Consider the following 14777-nt stretch of genomic DNA (forward strand, 5'->3'; position numbering starts at 1 on the left):
ACCGCCGCACCGGGAGCCACCACGGCGTCGGAGATCCTCCACGCCGCCCCTCTACGCCGGCCATGGCACGGCACAGGACACAAGGCGTGCCACGGCCCGGTCCCCGTACAACCGCCTCCGACCACGAGGAGCACCCCATGAGCCGCACCCCGTCCCGCGACCCCGAACTCGCCCACCGCCTCAGCAGACGAGGCATGCTCGGTGTCGCCGCGGGCACCACCGCCGCGGCCCTGCTCGGCACCGCCGCGGCGCCCGCCTCGGCGCACACCGGGACCGACACCGGCGCCCGCCACGGTCGTCCCCTGCTGCCGCCCGGCCGCCTCGGCATCCAGCTCTACAGCCTGCGCGACAAGGTCTCCACGCTCGGCTTCGCCCCCGTCTTCGCCGAGTTGGAGAAGTACGGCTACGACGAGATCGAGTTCGCCGGCTACACCCAGGGCTCGGCGGGCCCGATCACCCTCGCCCAGCTCAGGCGACTGGCGCACAGCCACGGCCTGACCCCGATCGGCAGCCACGTCGGGTACTACGCCGACGACCCGAATGCCTACACCTTCGCCCAGAACCTCACCAAGGTCCTCGACGACGCCCAGGCCCTCGGCCTCCCGCACATAGGCACCGCCTCGGGACCGTTCCGCTACGGGACGACTGTCGACGCGGTCAAGCGCGCCGCGCAGGAGTTCAACACCTACGGCGCGGCGGCCAAGGCGCGCGGCATGAAGTTCTACCAGCACAACCACTCCGACGAGTTCGCCTTCGCCACCGACAACCCCAGGGTCCGGCTCTACGACGTGCTGCTCGCCGAGACCGACCCCGCCCTGGTGTACCTGGAGATGGACATCTTCTGGGCCTACGCCGGCCAGTTCCGCTTCTCGAAGCGGCCCGACGGCACACCCGCCCCCTTCGAACCCCTCGACTATGTGCTCAGGCAGCCGCACCGCTACCCGCTCTTCCACGTCAAGGACGGGGTGAGCGATCCGTCGAACCAGTTCGGCTACCGCATGGTCGACGTCGGCGACGGCGACATCGACTACCAGCGGTTCATCTCGGGCGTCACCCGTCTCAGGGGCGAACGGCTCGCTCACCACTGGCAGGCCGAGTTCGACAACCCCACCGACTCGCTCTCCTTCGCCCGCCGCTCCAGCGCCTATCTGCACTCCCTGCGCGAGAACGGCTGACCGGCGTACCGCGCAGGGGGCAGACCCCTGCGCGGGCGTTACCCCCTCTGGCTTCGTAACTGACGGGCGGCTCTGGTCCACTTCCCGGGCTCTGTCGCTGATTTGGGGGTAGGGCCGGTTGATCAAGGTGACAGGAGGATGTGGCGTCGTAGGAGGTCGAAGTTGGCCCGGCCGTACATCTGTCTCTTCAGCAACTTGATCCGGTTGGCTGCTCGTTCGACCAGGCCGGAGTTCCAGTCGGCGGTTAGACCGGCGGTCACGGCGTCGAAGTCGCTGTGCAGAGCGGCGAAACTGTTAATGCCAGGCAGGTCGGCCGTGGTGGCCTCATTGATCCATTCAGGCAGGGCAGCCGCTGACCGCACATGGGAGCGGCGGCGGGGCGAGGTCACCGCACTGCCGCCGACCTGCTAGAGGACGTGGAGACCGGCCCAGCGCCGGAGCGGCACGTTCCCGCAGGTGCGTGCGGCGCAGGCTACGCGCCGACCCTCTTGCTACCACCCTGCTACCATTGAGTGTGACTTCCATGAAGAAGCAGACGCAGGTCCGGCTGGAAGAGGACGTGCTGGAGGCCGGCAAGGCCGCCGCGCGTGCCCGCCGGCTGGACTTCAACAAGTACGTGGAGCGGCTCATCATCGAGGACACCACCGGTGCCCGCGCCGCCGGTATGGCTGCTGCCCAGCGGCTCATCGATGAACACGGTGATTTCCTCGACGATCTGGAGCAGCAGCTCGACGCCCCGTACGCCGATCCGCGGCCGGGCGCCGCCGCGTGATCCTGCACGTCGACGAATCCTGGATCCTCGAAGTGGCGGAAAGGGCCGGGCACCGCGACCCGGCCGCCGACGACTACGGCGTGCCCATCGCCGCCGTCGCCCGCCACCGCGGCGAGCTCCTCGACACTCCCGTCTACGACGGCGCCTACGCCCGCGCCGCCGCCCTGGTGCACAACCTGGGCCGCTGCCGCTGGCTGGAACGCTCCAACCTCACCGTCGCCTGCGCCGTCGCCGTCATGTATCTCGAGGCCAGCAACATCCCCGTCAGCCCCACCCGCGAACAGCTCACCGCGCTCGCCCACGAGTTGAACAGCCCGCGCTGTACCGCCGACCGGATCGCCTCCTTCCTGCGCACCTGGAAACCCTGAACCCGAACCGGCTGGTGCTCGCCTCAGGGCGTGTGTGGCGGTGGACGACCGCGTGGCGATGACCACTCGGTGCGTTCGCTGGAGACGCGTATGTGAGCAGCTCGCCGAACTTCGGGCGCTCCAGCGGGTGGAGGCGGCTGGAGGTGCCGGCATCCTCCTCGAACGTCACCGGTCGTCGATCCCGGCGATTGGATTCGCGCCGCCACGAGGCCGCGAAAAGCCGGGGTTCATTGGACGCCCGCCGCACCTGTCGTCATTCGTTCGTTTGAGGACAGGGCGGCCGGTCAGGAGAACCTGGCTGGCGGCCACCGACAAGGAGGCCGGCCGGAGCACGCCGGAACCGTGCCGTTCGGCCTTGAGGGCGTGGCTGGGAGTTCTGAACCTATGCCGGCTCGGGTCGTTCCGGGTTCGGGGCGAAGGCGGGTAGCGCGGCGAGGCTGTGGCGCACGGCCTCGCCCCCGTACTCGAACATCTGCCGCTCGTAGCTGTCGACTGCGGTGAGAAGATCTTGACGGCCCTCGGCGGCCTCAATCAGGCAGCGGCGCAGCAGGTCGGCATCGCGCAGGGCGGTGTTCGCACCGTTGCCGCCGGTCGGAGAGGTGGCGTGGATGGCGTCACCGAGCAGCGTGACCGGACCGGGCGCCCAGCGCTCACCTGGCTCGACCACCCCGATGGACAGCAGGGTGCTGTTGTCCGGGTCGGCCTGTTCGATGAGAGCCCGCAGGTCCGGGTGCCAACCGTTCATCCTGGACAGCGCGGCCTCCTGTGCCGTCAAGGTGCCGAGAGAGTCATTCGGCGGGAGGATCATGGCCCAGCGCACGTAGTCATGAATGTCAGGGAGTGTTATTTCGGGTGCCAGTTTCTCCGCCGCTTCCTTTGGCGGAACGGGGAACCGCATCGCCCCGAGCAACAGACTCACTCCGCCCCCGACGATCTTCCCGCCGTAGGCCCGGGACAGACCGGCGAACTGCTCCGTCAGCGGCGTGCGGCCGATGACGAACCGAACGCCGGTGTCCCTCGGGGTGGTCTGCGGCGTCAGCACCTGGCGAACCGCGGAGCCGACCCCGTCCGCCCCGACGAGCAGATCAGCGGTTGCCGGATCGCGTTGCGCGAACCGGGCTTCGACCCTGCCGCCGTCCAACACGTCGTAACCGGTCAGCGCGGCCCCGGTGTGCAAAGTGAGTCCGGTCAGCAGCAGGTGCCGGAGTACGTGCCGGTCCACCACGATCCCACTCCTTGCAGGGCCGAGTTCGCCGATCTTGTTCAGCTGGGCGTCCAGGGCCAGTCGCTCGACGTAGGCGTCACTGACGACCGCGTCCAGCAGCGAGTGCCAACGCTGTGGCAGACAGCTACGCAGCGCCTCGAATCCGACCGGATCCAGTACGAGCCGGTACCCCTGAAATCGTGCGGTGATCGCTGGGTCCCGCTCGTAGACGTCGACCTCGATCCCGGCACCGCGCAGACCCTGCGCCAGGCACAGACCCCCCAGACCGGCTCCGACCACGGAAACGCGCATCACACACCTCCTGAACAGACTGCCCGAACCCTGCTCACGACCTGAGCAGGGGTACGCCAACCGCAGAGACGAACTTAGTTCTGCTGTCACGATCTAAGTTCTACGAGGCGAACTTAGATCGTGTCAAGCTATAGTGATCGGTATGTCCTCCGATCCCCGGCAACGCCGAGCAGCTCGTCACGCCCAGCCCGCTGGGGAGCCCTCAGCGGCGTCACCACGCAAGAAGCCCATCACGGTCGACCGGATCACCGACGCCGCCCTACAGGTCGTGGCCACCGAGGGCTACGACGCACTGACGATCCGTCGAGTCGCCGCGGTACTCGGCACCGGGCCGTCGTCGCTGTACGCGCACATCGTCAGCAAAGAGGACATCGACGATCTGCTCGTCGGCCGGCTCTGCTCCGAGGTCGTGCTGCCCGAACCGGACCCGGCCACGTGGCGCGAGCAGATCCTCGACGTGTACGCGCAGATCCGCGACCAGTACCTGAAATACCCCGGAGTCTCCCGTGCCGCGCTGGGCGTAGTCCCGACCAACCTCTCCACATTGCGGGTCAGGGAAGGGCTCTTGGCGATCCTGCTCGCCGGCGGAATCGAACCGCAGAGCGCTGCCTGGGTGCTCGATGCTCTGTCCCTCTACGTCAGCGCCTACGCCTTGGAGCAGTCGCTGGTCCAGCAGCGGCGCAGACACCCGGACCAGGAATGGGTCCTTGGCCGCGAGGAGTTGATCCGTCGGTTCACCGCGCTGCCGGCCGACACGTTTCCGCAGACCCGACGCTATGCCGCTGAGCTGACCTCCGGCACCGGACACGACCGGTTCGAGTTCACCCTCGGACTGATAATGGACAACCTCACCCAGCCCCAGCCCCAGCCGACTCCGGCATCCGACACCGCCGGATGAACGCCGCGGCCCGAGGCGGGTCTGTACCGGTGTAACGCCCAGCCATGGAACTGGCACCTGATGAGTGACGTGACTGCCTCGGTTGAGGTCGGTTGAGGTCGGTTGAAGAGGTCCGGTCGGACTGGCGGCGGATCTGTTGGAGCGTCCGCGCTACCGAATGTCGCTGCTGCCGTCGCGGCTGGCTTGGGGCCACCAGGAGCAGATGGTCCAGGCCGGCCGCGACGGCGTCCTTCGGCGCTCAGGCGGTCTCGGTCACGGTCAGCGTGTGGCCGGCCTTCAGCCGCACGGCGGTCGGATCGGACACGGTCCTGGAGGGCCGGTGTTCGCGCAGCTCGGGCCATTCGGAGGCGAGCTGCACACCGTACGCGGTGGGGAACCACGCCCGGGTCCGTCCGGTCTGCGGCAGGGTGATGAGGTCGGCCAGCCCCTTGGCACGCAGCATGGCCAGCCTGCGCCTCGTCTGCTCGATGCGCCTCGCGGCAAAGCTGGGGTCCACCGAGGTAGAGCGCTTCCAGGCTTGGGACGCAGAGCAGTGGCTCGGCTTGCGGTCCTCGGTCACGCCGTCCGCTTGAGCCCAAGGTCGCCAGACAGCCCGAGGTGAGGACCTGACTGCCCGCCGCCTGTTGGGGAGGACTTGCTGCCCATCAGCGTGCCTCGGAGGGCGTCTGATCAATCCACAGGATGCCGTGGATGCGTCCAAGCGAGTCGGTGGCGAACGGCCCTTGTGCGAGTGTCAGGTCCATCATGCCTGTTCGGAAGTGGTTTCGGTAGGACGCAGCGCACGTCCGTTCGTCCTTGTGGCAGCTGGTACCGCGCGCCAGACTTATCGTCATCCACTCCCCGGCCAACGTGTCGGCAACCGTTCTCGGCTGTCGGCGCGTTCGCCGTGCTGTCTCGCCGTGTGACGTGCACCGGCCGGGGGTGGCGCGACGAAGGGGATCGATGGATCAGGACATGGTTGTGCTGGCGAGGGTCAGGTTGCTCAGCGCCAACCGGCGGGTGGTGCGCGGTGACGAGGGGCTGTGGATCTACCGCCTTCTGGCACAGGTGGAGCCGTTGCTGCCCGAGCCGCCGCCGAAGCTGGCGGAAGGGCGGCCGCGAGTGCCCGACCGTCAGGCCTCGTGCGGCATCCTGTTCGTCCTGCACACCGGCATCCAGTGGGTGTACCTGCCCCAGGAGCTCGGCTTCGGCTCGGGCATGACCTGCTGGCGCCGCCTGGCCGCCTGGAACGAAGCCGGCGTCTGGGACCAACTGCTGCTGAACAAGCTCCGGTCGAAGAACCAGCTGGACTGGTCCCGGGCGGTGATCGACTCCTCCCACGTCCGGGCCGCCCGCAGGGGCCCAAAAGCGGCCCCAGCCCGGTCGACCGCGCACGTCCGGGCAGCAAACACCACATCATCACCGACGGCCAAGGCATCCCGCTCGCGGTGTCGCTGACCGGCGGCAACCGCAACGACGTCACGCAACTGCTGCCCCTGCTGGACAAGATCCCTGCAGTGGCCGGAGTCGTCGTCCGGCCGCGCCGGCGGCCCGACATGCTCTTTGCGGACCGCGGCTACGACCACGACAAGTACCGGCGGCTCCTGCGGCAGCGCGGAATCCGGCCCGCGATCGCCGAGCGGGGACAACCGCACGGCACCGGCCTGGGCACCTTCCGCTGGGTCGTCGAGCGGACGATCTCCTGGCTGCACGGCTTCCGCCGCCTGCGTATCCGCTGGGAACGACGCGACGACATCCACGAAGCCTTTCTCGGCCTCGCCGTCTGCCTGATCACCCACCGGCACGTCCAGAGGCTTTGTTAGGGCCAGTTAGTCCAGAAAAGGCCCCTGGCGCTGGTCCTCGCTTTCGCGGGCCCGCTTGCGGTCATGGCCTCTGGGTGGCCCGGTGTACGAAAGCGGGCGGGAGGTTCGCCCACACAGCCTTCGAGCGCTCCAGCCGGTCGAAGCGGCAGGCGAGTTCGGCGGTGAAGTGGCGGGCGGGCGGGGTCCAGGCCGCGTGCAGATAGGCGAAGGTGGTGAACCGGCCGCCGGGCGCGAGGACTTCGGTCACGACATCCAGGATGTGCCCGCGCCGGTCCTGCGGCATGACCGTCCACGGCAGCCCGGAGACCACCGCGTCGACCGGTTCGCCCACCGCGGCGGCCAGCCCGGCGGCCGAACCCTGGACCACGGTCAGCCGGCTGTCGCGCCGGGTGACCGACAGCCGGGCCGCGAGCACCGGGTTGAGCTCGACCGCGACGAGCCGTGCGTCGGGTGCGAGCCGGGCGAGGATCGCGTCGGTGAACACTCCGGTCCCCGGGCCGAGCTCGGCGACGAGCCGGGCTCCCTCCAGGCCGATGCCCTCGGTCATCGCGTACGCCAGTCGCCGTGAACTGGCCGCCACGGCACCGGTCATGAGGGGCCGTCTGAGGAACTCGGTGGTGATCGACATGGCGGCCATGGTGGAAGCGCCCCGGGTGGCCGCACGTCGTATCCCCGGCCGGTGTCCGTACGACTGCGGGAGGACCTGGTGACGCCCGCCAGGACGATGCCGGGGAGTGGGCCCCGGCCGTAGCGTGAGGCGGTGCAACGGCTGATCGAGACCCTGCCCCGCCTGCGGCGCGAACATCCGTGGCTGACGGACGTCCTGCTGCTCGTGCTGGTGGCCGTGCCCCCGGTGATCCGCCCACAGCCGGGCTGGCGGCCCGTCTGGGTACAGGCGGGCGTCTACGCCGCCCTGGTGCTGCCCCTGCTGTGGCGTCGCCGCCGGCCGGTCCTCGTCGCGGCCCTGGTGACGGCCGCGTTCTGGGCGCAGTACCTCGGACAGGTGTGGGGACAGGAACCGGGACGCGGCGCCGTCGCCCTGGCCGCGGTTCTGGCCACCCTCACGGTGCGTGGCCTGCGTAGGGCCGCCGCGGCGACGGTGGTCTGTGCCGCAGGCTGCGTTCTGCTGTGGGTTCCCGCCTGGCAGCGGGACTACGGGGGTCCGGGTGCCCGCGGTGCCTGGCTCACCCCGCTCGCCGTGGGGCTCCTGCTGGCCGGGGCCTGGGTGTTCGGCGAGTACGTCCGTGCCCGCCGCGCCTATGTCGCCGAGTTCGAGCGACGGGCCGCGCTCGCGGACTCGGAGCGCCTCGCCCTGGCCCGGGTCGCCGTCGCCGAGGAGCGGGCCCGCATCGCCCGCGAGATCCACGACGTCCTCGCGCACAGCGTGAGCGTGATGGTGCTGAACGCCGAGGGCGGCAGGCTGATGCGGCACGCCGACCCCACGGTCGTCGACCGCACTCTCAATGTCATCAGCGCGACCGGCCGCGAGGCCCTGGACGAACTGCGCCGGCTGCTCGAGGTGCTGCGCACCCCCGAGGCGGACGCCCCAGCCGGCGGCCCCGGCTCCGGGCCACATCACGGTGGGGCCGGTGAGTCCCTTTCGGCCGATCTCCGGCGGCTGGTCGGGCGCCTCAACACGAGCGGCACGCGCGCCCGGCTGGATCTTCGTGGAGAGCGGGGCGGTCTTCCGGCGGATCTCACCGCGCAGACGTACCGCATCGTGCAGGAGGCGCTCACCAACGTCGTCAAGCACGCGCCACCGGACGCCACGATCCATGTGCGGCTGGACACGGGCACCGAGGGGCCGGGGCGGCTGGTCCGCGTCCGGGTGGAGAACTCAGCCGGAGCGGAAGCCGCCCCGGAGCACCCCGGCCCACTGCTTTCCCGCGGTCACGGACTCACCGGCATGCGCGAACGCACCGCCCTGTACGGCGGGAGCGTCGACGCCGGGCCCACACCCGACGGGGGCTACCGGGTCACCGCGACCCTGCGTCCCACCGAGCCCGAGCCCACCACGGCGACCCCATGACCGGCCAGACCCCCACCCCGGCGTCGTCGCGGGTGCTGATCTGCGACGATCAGGAGCTCATCCGGATGGGACTGCGCATGGTCATCGACAGCCAGCCCGACCTCACCGTGGTGGGCGAGGCCGCCGACGGGGATGCGGCGATCACGGGCGTGGCCGCCCTGGAGCCGGACCTCGTCCTGATGGACGTACGCATGCCCGGCCTGGACGGACTCGCCGCGACCGAACACCTCTGCGCGCAGCCGAACGGACCCCGGATCCTTGTCGTCACGACCTTCGACCTTGACGAGTACGCCTACGCGGCCCTGCGCGCCGGCGCGAACGGCTTCCTCGTCAAGGACGCCCCCGCCGAGGAGATCCTGGTGACCGTCCGGGCGGTGCTGCGGGGCGAGGTCATGGTGGCGCCCTCACTCACCCGGCGCCTGGTCGACCGCTTCGTCCGGCAAGCCCCCGCGTCCGTGCCCGCCCAGCGCAGCCGCCTGGCCGCGCTCACCGACCGGGAACGGGAAGTCCTTGCCCTGGTCGCCGGGGGACTGACCAACGGCGAGATCGCCGACCGCCTTTTCGTGGGACAGACGACCGTCAAGACCCACCTCGGCCGCATCCTGACCAAACTCGGTCTCCGCGACCGTATCCACGCGGTGATCTTCGCCTACGAGAGCGGGCTGATACGGGCCGGGGACTGAACAGCGACGGGCACCCGACCGGGCTGCCCGCATCGCCGTGTTTCCAGGACTACCTGCGGTGGGTCCCGCGTTCCTGTCCTGCGCCGGGGTCCAGATCGTCTTCGCCAGGATGCCGTCATAGATCGCCGCAAACTTCCTTCGCAGCGGTTCCCGAACAGCTCGGCGGGCCGCGGTGCACGACGGCGGAGCCCTTTCGAAGATCACGGCCAGGTTGTCGCGCCTTCGTAGCCAGTTGTAATCGGGACGGAAAGTCGGATCATCACGGGATCGGTCCCAGGTGGCAGGACACGGGTGGTGCGCGATCTCCTGGTGCGGGTGCTGCTTCAGCCTTGGCGTAGCGCGTAGCGGCAGGCTGTTGGTGGGGTGAAGATGGAGGTGCGGGTCTCCGCCCCAGGTTTCCCCGAGCTGGGACAACGCAGCTGCCCTGGTACAGGGGCCGAAGCGGATCTGCAGTCCGCGCCTTCACCCTCCGGCCGGCCGGATGCTTCATGTCTCTTTCCGTCGTGAACTTCGGCGCCTGTGTCAGGGCGTTCGCATGCCGATGCCACTAACCATCACCCGGTCTTCGGGGTGCCGCTGTGTCGGTCCTTTCCTTTACGGTCTGCCCATGACTCCTGAGATGTGGGGCCGGTTAAGTCCCTTTCGTGACAAGGCGATTGCGCAGGGTATACCAGGCGACGACGTTGAGCGATGGCTGGCCACCGCCCGCGCCTGTGTGACGCTGACGAGGGGCGGGAACGGGCCGGTCGTGGGCCGATTCGGCGGTCCGCTCCTGCTTCCGGCCGATACCCCGGACCCCGCCCACCCCTTCGTCGCCTCCATCGACCTCGCGGCCCTGCCCGCCGAGGCCACTGACCTGCCCCTGCCTCCCGATGGCCACCTGCTGCTCTTCGCCTTCCCCGAGACCGCCGACGATGACGAAACCATGGGCAGCGTGGTACACGTCCCCGTCGGCACGGCCGTGGCCGAACGGGACAAGCACGCCTGGAACTCCTTCGACTGGGACGACTACGAGGCGATGTTCGCGGAGTTCCCGCAGGGTCCGCTGCGGGCGACGGCCAATGTGTCACTGCCCTACCACAAGTCGGTCATACAGCCCGGCATGCCGTGGGGCGGCCCGCATCCCGGGCATCCCCGCTCCGAGGAACTCGTCGCGGTCTGGGAGAGCACCCGTGCGGACATCGCCCCCGAGGGGCCGCTGCAGATCGGGGGATACGCCGATGAGGAGGCCATCGACACCGACCCGGTCGCCTACGCCGTACACAGGGCCGTGAAAGCCGCGGAAGCGGGCCGGGGGGACGGACCGGTTTCGGATGACGTCTCGGACTGGGTGCTCCTGGCCGACTGGCAGGCCGGCACGGACGTGCAAGGCTGGGAGAGTGCCACCGTCCACTGGGTGATCCAGCGCGAGGACCTGGCCGCGCGGCGCTTCGACCGCGCGTTCACCAGCGTCTTCTGGAACCCCTGACCTGTTCCTGGGTCGTCTCGTTCCGATCAGCTGGTCGTTGGTCCTGATGTGCCGTCAACAGATGAGCAGTGGGCGCGAATCGAACCGCTACCCCCGGACCGGACGCCGAAGCGGGGTGGCCGCTGGCGAGACCACCGGGAGGTGATCGACGCGATCGTCTTCAGGTTCCAGACCGAAGACGGCCTCGATACGGCCCAGGGGGCAACTCGGCCCTCTGACCCGCACCGCAATCAGAACAGCCACAACAGACCCTAGCCTGCCTTCTCCTCCAGCCCTCGGGTGGTCGGCCGCTCGCGGCCCCAGGCGGCCAGCGGCTGGAGTGCGTCGTTGAGGCGCATGCCGTCCTGGGTCAGCGAGTACTCGACGCGGGGCGGCACCTCGTCGTAGGAGACGCGGTGCAGGACGCCGTCCGCTTCCAGCTCACGCAGGTGAGAGGCCAGCACCTTCTCGGTGATCCCCGGAAGCAGCCGACGCAGCTCGCCGAAGCGACGGTAGGGATGCTCGTGGAGCGCCCAGAGGATCAGCACCTTCCACTTGCCACCGATCACCTCCATCGCGGCGTCGATCCCGCAGACGTGTCCGTCTGGCGCGCCCGGCCGGTTCAGCGTCGTCATGCCCTACCCTTCTGACCTGCTCGCTCACCCCGGGGTAACCACCCACTGCCAAGTGCGTACTTGATCACCTCCGGGCCTGCGACCAGCCTAATCGGCATGACACAGAACACTGTTGAGAAGACTCCTGTCACGATGCTGGGCCTCGGCGCGATGGGCACCGCGCTGGCCCGCACCTGGCTTGCCGCCGACCACCCACTGACCGTCTGGAACCGCACCCCAGCCCGCGCCGCGGCACTCGCCGCCGACGGTGCAAGGGTCGCCGACACCGCCGCTGAGGCGGTCGCAGCGAACACCCTGATCGTCGCTTGTCTGTTGGACGACACCTCGGTCGACGAGGTGCTGGCCGGAATCGATCTGGCCGACAAGGACCTGGTCAACCTGACCACCAGCACCCCCGCCCAGGCCCGCGCACGCGCCGAATGGGCCCGCGAGCGCGGCACCCGCTACCTGGACGGCGGGATCATGGCTGTCCCTCCGATGATCGGCGTCCCGGAAGCCGGCGGCTACGTCTTCTACAGCGGCTCGCGGCAGCTGTTCGAGCGACACCAGGAGACCCTGAGCGTCCCGGTCGGCACCACCTACGTCGGCGAGGACGCGGGCTTCGCGGCCCTGCACGACGTGGCCCTGCTCAGCGCCATGTACGGGATGTTCGCCGGGGCCGCGCACGCCTTCGCCCTGATCCGCAAGGAGGACATCGACCCCGCGGCGCTCGCCCCGCTGCTGGCCGACTGGCTCGTCGCGATGGCCCCGGCAGTCCACCAGACCGCCGACCAACTGCGGAGCGGCGACTACACCAAGGGCGTCGTCTCCAACCTCGCCATGCAGGTGGCCGGCACGCCGACCTTCCTGAGCACCGCCGAGCAGCAGGGTGTAAGCCCGGAACTGCTCAGCCCCTACTTCGAGCTGATGCGCCGCCGCCTGGCCGAGGGCAGCGGCGAGGAGGATCTGACGGGCGTGATCGACCTGCTCGTGCACTGACCAGCCACTTGCCGCCACAGAAGCGACCGTGCCGGTCACAGTCCTCATCCTTAGGTCTGTCTGGATCTTGGAGTCGTGGGTGGCCTGGCGGGTAGGGCTTGATGGCAAGTGCTACAGATGCCGGTCCAGCACCTCAGGAGGCGTCGGTTCCGCCGATCCGTGCAGCAGGGCCACGGGAGGAGAGCAGGGGGGGCGTCCGGGGCGGGGAACTCCTCACTGGTCTCCTCGAGATGCCAGCGCAGCAGCGAGAGATCGGCGGCCGGGCGGGAGCCGGGCAGGTCGAGCATCAGGTGAAGTTCGTGGAAGTCACTCATGGCGGCAGGTTATGGGGCTGGCTAGTCCACGGTGTACGCCGGGGAGTCGTGGGCGCCGACTGAGGGCGAGGAAGGGCGTCCAGCGCCCGCGCTGCGAAGCCGGGCGGCCCGTCGGCCCTGAACCATCCCCGGCCGAGCGGGGAGCAGTCGAAGGTCGAGGTGCCCGTGCTCCATCTCAGCACGTGTCAGCCCCCTGAGGCAGTGCGGAAGTCGGGTCGATCAGACGCAGATCCAGCAGTACAGCCGCTCCCCGCGCCGTTGTGCCCCGCGGGCGAGTTCAGCCAACTCGTGCAGCAGGCCGCCGATCACGTCGGTATCACCAGACCCCCGCTCTTCGACCCAATTCCGTGCTGCCACCGTCAATGCGGCGGCCTCTGCCCTTGCCAGGACGCCTTGGAGCTCATCGCTGATGGTGAGCACTAGACGCTCGCCTCCGTCGCGTTCGGCGACGACGTGGGAGGTCCGGGGCCGTGCCAGGAACTCGTCGAAGTCGACCCCGGTCAAGATGACTTCGATCGCTCCGAGATCGGCCGTCGAGTCGAACAACGCGAGGAGAAGGTCGCCGCGTACCTCACCGCGAGGACTCGCAGCGTCACCCCAGAGGAAGCCGAGGAGGTGTGGGATCCTTCGGCGATCTCATCATGGCTGCTTCCCACCACATCCGTGCCGTCCGCGCGCAGGAACTGGGCCGGCATCGCGAGCACCGCGACATGCTTGCCATGAACGGTGACCAGCGTCTGCGTGATCTCGCCGACACCGGCGCCTGGTCCACGGCCCGGCCCCGCCGCTCCTCAGCACCGGCGGGGACCGATGGCTTCCCGGCGGCCCGTGGACGCGGCCACCTCTGCGCTCCCCCTCTGGGAGTTACGTGACGCTCTGACCGCCGAACAGAGGGCAAGGCTTGATTGTCGACGCGCGCACGGGGGCGGCGAGATGCCGGCCCCGTGCGCGTCCGTCAATGGCGGGCCTGGATCTTAAGGTCGCCGCGGGTCTGTACGCGGATGTGGTCACTGGCGAGCATGGCGTGGGGGAAGCCCAGGTCGATCGCGCTGACCTCGTCCAGGCGCGCCATCTGGGACGGGGTCAGGTCGACCTCGAGGGCTCCCAGGTTCTCCTGCAGCTGTTCGGCGGTTCGCGCCCCGATGATGGGCGCGGTCACCCCTGGGTTGTGCAAGGTCCAGGCCAGTCCGACCTGTGCAGGGGTCCGGCCCAGTTCCGCAGCGACCTCTTTGACGACGTCCACGATGGCGAGGTTGCGCTCGGTCACTCCACCCAGGGCCAGGTTGAAGCTCTTGCGGGCGCTCTCACTCTGGTCGGACGCCGGTGCGGTCAAATCCTGGCGGCTGTACTTGCCGGTGAGGACCCCACCTGCCAAGGGGGACCACAGCACGGTTCCCAGTCCCAGTTGCCGGGCCATCGGCAGAAGGTCGCGCTCCCCGGTGCGTTCTACCAGGTTGTACTCCAGTTGTAGCGCCGTCAGTGGCGACCAGCCGCGCAGGTCGGCGATCGTCTGCATGCGTGAGATCTGCCAGGCCGGGGTGTTGGAGATGGCGACGTAAAGGATCTTGCCCTGGCGCACCAGGTCGTCCAGGCCGCGCAGAATCTCCTCCACGGGAGTGGTGGAGTCCCATACGTGCAGGTAGAGCAGGTCGATATAGTCGGTGTTCAGCTGCCGCAGGCTGGTCTCGACCGCGCCGAACAGGCTCTTCCGGCTGGCGCCACCGGAGTTGGGGTCATCGGGTCGGCGCAGCGTCGTGTACTTGGTCGCCAGGACCAGGCTGTCGCGTCGGTTACGGGCGAACTCCCCGAGCATGCGCTCGGAGGTTCCGTTGGTATAGGTGACCGCGGTGTCGATGAAGTTCCCACCCCGCTCGACGTAGAGGTCGAACAGTTTCCGCGCCTCGTCCTGCTCCGCGCCCCAGCCCCAGTCGTTGCCGAAGGTGGCCGCGCCGAGCGCGAGTGGTGAGACCCGCAGGCCTGAACGTCCCAGCTGCCGGTAGGTGTCGAGCGTGAGCGCCATCGTGTTCTCCTGTGAGGTGTGGTTCCTGGCGTGTGTTGCGTGCGGACCGGTCGAGGGTCCGTGGAGGCTCATCAGGCGCCGAGCCCGTAGCCGCCGGCCACGGTGAGGTTCCTGGCCGGTGATGTAGCCGGCGGCGTCCG

The 14777-nt window shown here is 69.3% G+C and carries 16 protein-coding genes and 2 pseudogenes; 11 read left to right on the forward strand and 7 right to left on the reverse strand.

Annotated elements, in window-relative coordinates:
• Positions 1–137 precede the first annotated feature (137 nt).
• The gene (locus tag ABZ915_RS34345; protein ID WP_361811354.1) at positions 138–1175 is read left to right on the forward strand and encodes a sugar phosphate isomerase/epimerase; all 1038 of its coding nucleotides are present in this window, start codon (positions 138–140) and stop codon (positions 1173–1175) included.
• 122 nt (positions 1176–1297) lie between these two features.
• Here the strand turns inward: ABZ915_RS34345 and ABZ915_RS34350 are convergent, their stop codons facing one another.
• Complete coding sequence (locus ABZ915_RS34350) at positions 1298–1564, reverse strand: transposase (protein WP_361811357.1); 267 nt, start codon at positions 1562–1564, stop codon at positions 1298–1300.
• A gap of 134 nt (positions 1565–1698) precedes the next feature.
• Here ABZ915_RS34350 and ABZ915_RS34355 point away from each other — a divergent pair, with 134 nt between their 5' ends.
• The gene (locus ABZ915_RS34355) at positions 1699–1947 is read left to right on the forward strand and encodes a hypothetical protein (protein WP_361811359.1); all 249 of its coding nucleotides are present in this window, start codon (positions 1699–1701) and stop codon (positions 1945–1947) included.
• Entirely contained in the window at positions 1944–2315 is a 372-nt protein-coding gene (locus ABZ915_RS34360; protein ID WP_361811362.1) for a fic family toxin-antitoxin system, toxin component, read from the forward strand. Before ABZ915_RS34355 ends, ABZ915_RS34360 begins: the two co-directional genes overlap by 4 nt.
• A 382-nt stretch (positions 2316–2697) precedes the next feature.
• Here the strand turns inward: ABZ915_RS34360 and ABZ915_RS34365 are convergent, their stop codons facing one another.
• A complete protein-coding gene (locus ABZ915_RS34365) occupies positions 2698–3831 on the reverse strand; it encodes an NAD(P)/FAD-dependent oxidoreductase (RefSeq protein WP_361811365.1) in 1134 nt (377 codons plus the stop codon).
• A 142-nt stretch (positions 3832–3973) separates the two neighbouring features.
• On the opposite strand from ABZ915_RS34365, the gene ABZ915_RS34370 reads away from it, so the two are divergent.
• Positions 3974–4729, forward strand: a complete 756-nt coding sequence (locus ABZ915_RS34370; RefSeq protein ID WP_361811368.1) for a TetR/AcrR family transcriptional regulator — start codon at positions 3974–3976, stop codon at positions 4727–4729.
• A gap of 238 nt (positions 4730–4967) precedes the next feature.
• Here the strand turns inward: ABZ915_RS34370 and ABZ915_RS34375 are convergent, their stop codons facing one another.
• Entirely contained in the window at positions 4968–5225 is a 258-nt protein-coding gene (locus ABZ915_RS34375; protein ID WP_361811579.1) for a hypothetical protein, read from the reverse strand.
• On the opposite strand from ABZ915_RS34375, the pseudogene ABZ915_RS34380 reads away from it, so the two are divergent.
• Positions 5188–5301: pseudogene (locus ABZ915_RS34380) on the forward strand (GNAT family N-acetyltransferase); the annotation flags it as partial. The gene ABZ915_RS34375 and the pseudogene ABZ915_RS34380 sit on opposite strands and share 38 nt — an antisense overlap.
• 466 nt (positions 5302–5767) lie before the next feature.
• Positions 5768–6531 (forward strand): IS5 family transposase gene (locus tag ABZ915_RS34385; protein ID WP_361811558.1). Its coding sequence is split into 2 segments (ribosomal slippage): positions 5768–6050 and positions 6050–6531, totalling 765 coding nucleotides; the frame shifts between segments, so codons are not numbered across the junction.
• 61 nt (positions 6532–6592) lie between these two features.
• On the opposite strand, the gene ABZ915_RS34390 is transcribed toward ABZ915_RS34385, so the two are convergent.
• Positions 6593–7159 carry a methyltransferase domain-containing protein gene (locus ABZ915_RS34390; protein ID WP_361811371.1) on the reverse strand — a complete coding sequence of 189 codons (567 nt, stop codon included), beginning with the start codon at positions 7157–7159 and terminating at the stop codon, positions 6593–6595.
• A gap of 132 nt (positions 7160–7291) precedes the next feature.
• Here ABZ915_RS34390 and ABZ915_RS34395 point away from each other — a divergent pair, with 132 nt between their 5' ends.
• The 4 genes and pseudogenes from ABZ915_RS34395 to ABZ915_RS34410 form a co-directional block, all read left to right on the forward strand.
• Complete coding sequence (locus tag ABZ915_RS34395) at positions 7292–8560, forward strand: histidine kinase (protein WP_361811374.1); 1269 nt, start codon at positions 7292–7294, stop codon at positions 8558–8560.
• Positions 8557–9243: a response regulator transcription factor gene (locus ABZ915_RS34400; RefSeq protein WP_361811377.1), complete on the forward strand. Its 687-nt coding sequence runs from the start codon at positions 8557–8559 to the stop codon at positions 9241–9243. Before ABZ915_RS34395 ends, ABZ915_RS34400 begins: the two co-directional genes overlap by 4 nt.
• 748 nt (positions 9244–9991) lie before the next feature.
• Positions 9992–10711, forward strand: coding sequence for a DUF1963 domain-containing protein (locus tag ABZ915_RS34405; RefSeq protein ID WP_361811380.1), 720 nt, complete (start codon positions 9992–9994; stop codon positions 10709–10711).
• 48 nt (positions 10712–10759) lie between these two features.
• Positions 10760–10885 (forward strand): annotated as a pseudogene (locus ABZ915_RS34410) (transposase); the annotation flags it as partial.
• A gap of 77 nt (positions 10886–10962) precedes the next feature.
• Here ABZ915_RS34410 and ABZ915_RS34415 read toward each other — a convergent pair.
• Complete coding sequence (locus tag ABZ915_RS34415; RefSeq protein ID WP_361811383.1) at positions 10963–11325, reverse strand: helix-turn-helix domain-containing protein; 363 nt, start codon at positions 11323–11325, stop codon at positions 10963–10965.
• 96 nt (positions 11326–11421) lie between these two features.
• Between ABZ915_RS34415 and ABZ915_RS34420 the strand changes: the two genes are divergently transcribed.
• The gene (locus ABZ915_RS34420) at positions 11422–12303 is read left to right on the forward strand and encodes an NAD(P)-binding domain-containing protein (RefSeq protein ID WP_361811386.1); all 882 of its coding nucleotides are present in this window, start codon (positions 11422–11424) and stop codon (positions 12301–12303) included.
• 533 nt (positions 12304–12836) lie between these two features.
• On the opposite strand, the gene ABZ915_RS34425 is transcribed toward ABZ915_RS34420, so the two are convergent.
• Together ABZ915_RS34425 and ABZ915_RS34430 are read right to left on the reverse strand one after the other, a co-directional pair.
• Positions 12837–13163 (reverse strand): hypothetical protein, encoded by a 327-nt coding sequence (locus ABZ915_RS34425; protein ID WP_361811389.1) that lies wholly within the window; start codon positions 13161–13163, stop codon positions 12837–12839.
• A gap of 409 nt (positions 13164–13572) precedes the next feature.
• Positions 13573–14637, reverse strand: coding sequence for an aldo/keto reductase (locus ABZ915_RS34430; RefSeq protein ID WP_361811561.1), 1065 nt, complete (start codon positions 14635–14637; stop codon positions 13573–13575).
• Positions 14638–14777: the final 140 nt, after the last annotated feature.

Origin of the sequence: Streptomyces sp. NPDC046915 (assembly GCF_040644935.1) — a bacterium.
Taxonomy (GTDB): Bacteria; Actinomycetota; Actinomycetes; order Streptomycetales; family Streptomycetaceae; genus Streptomyces.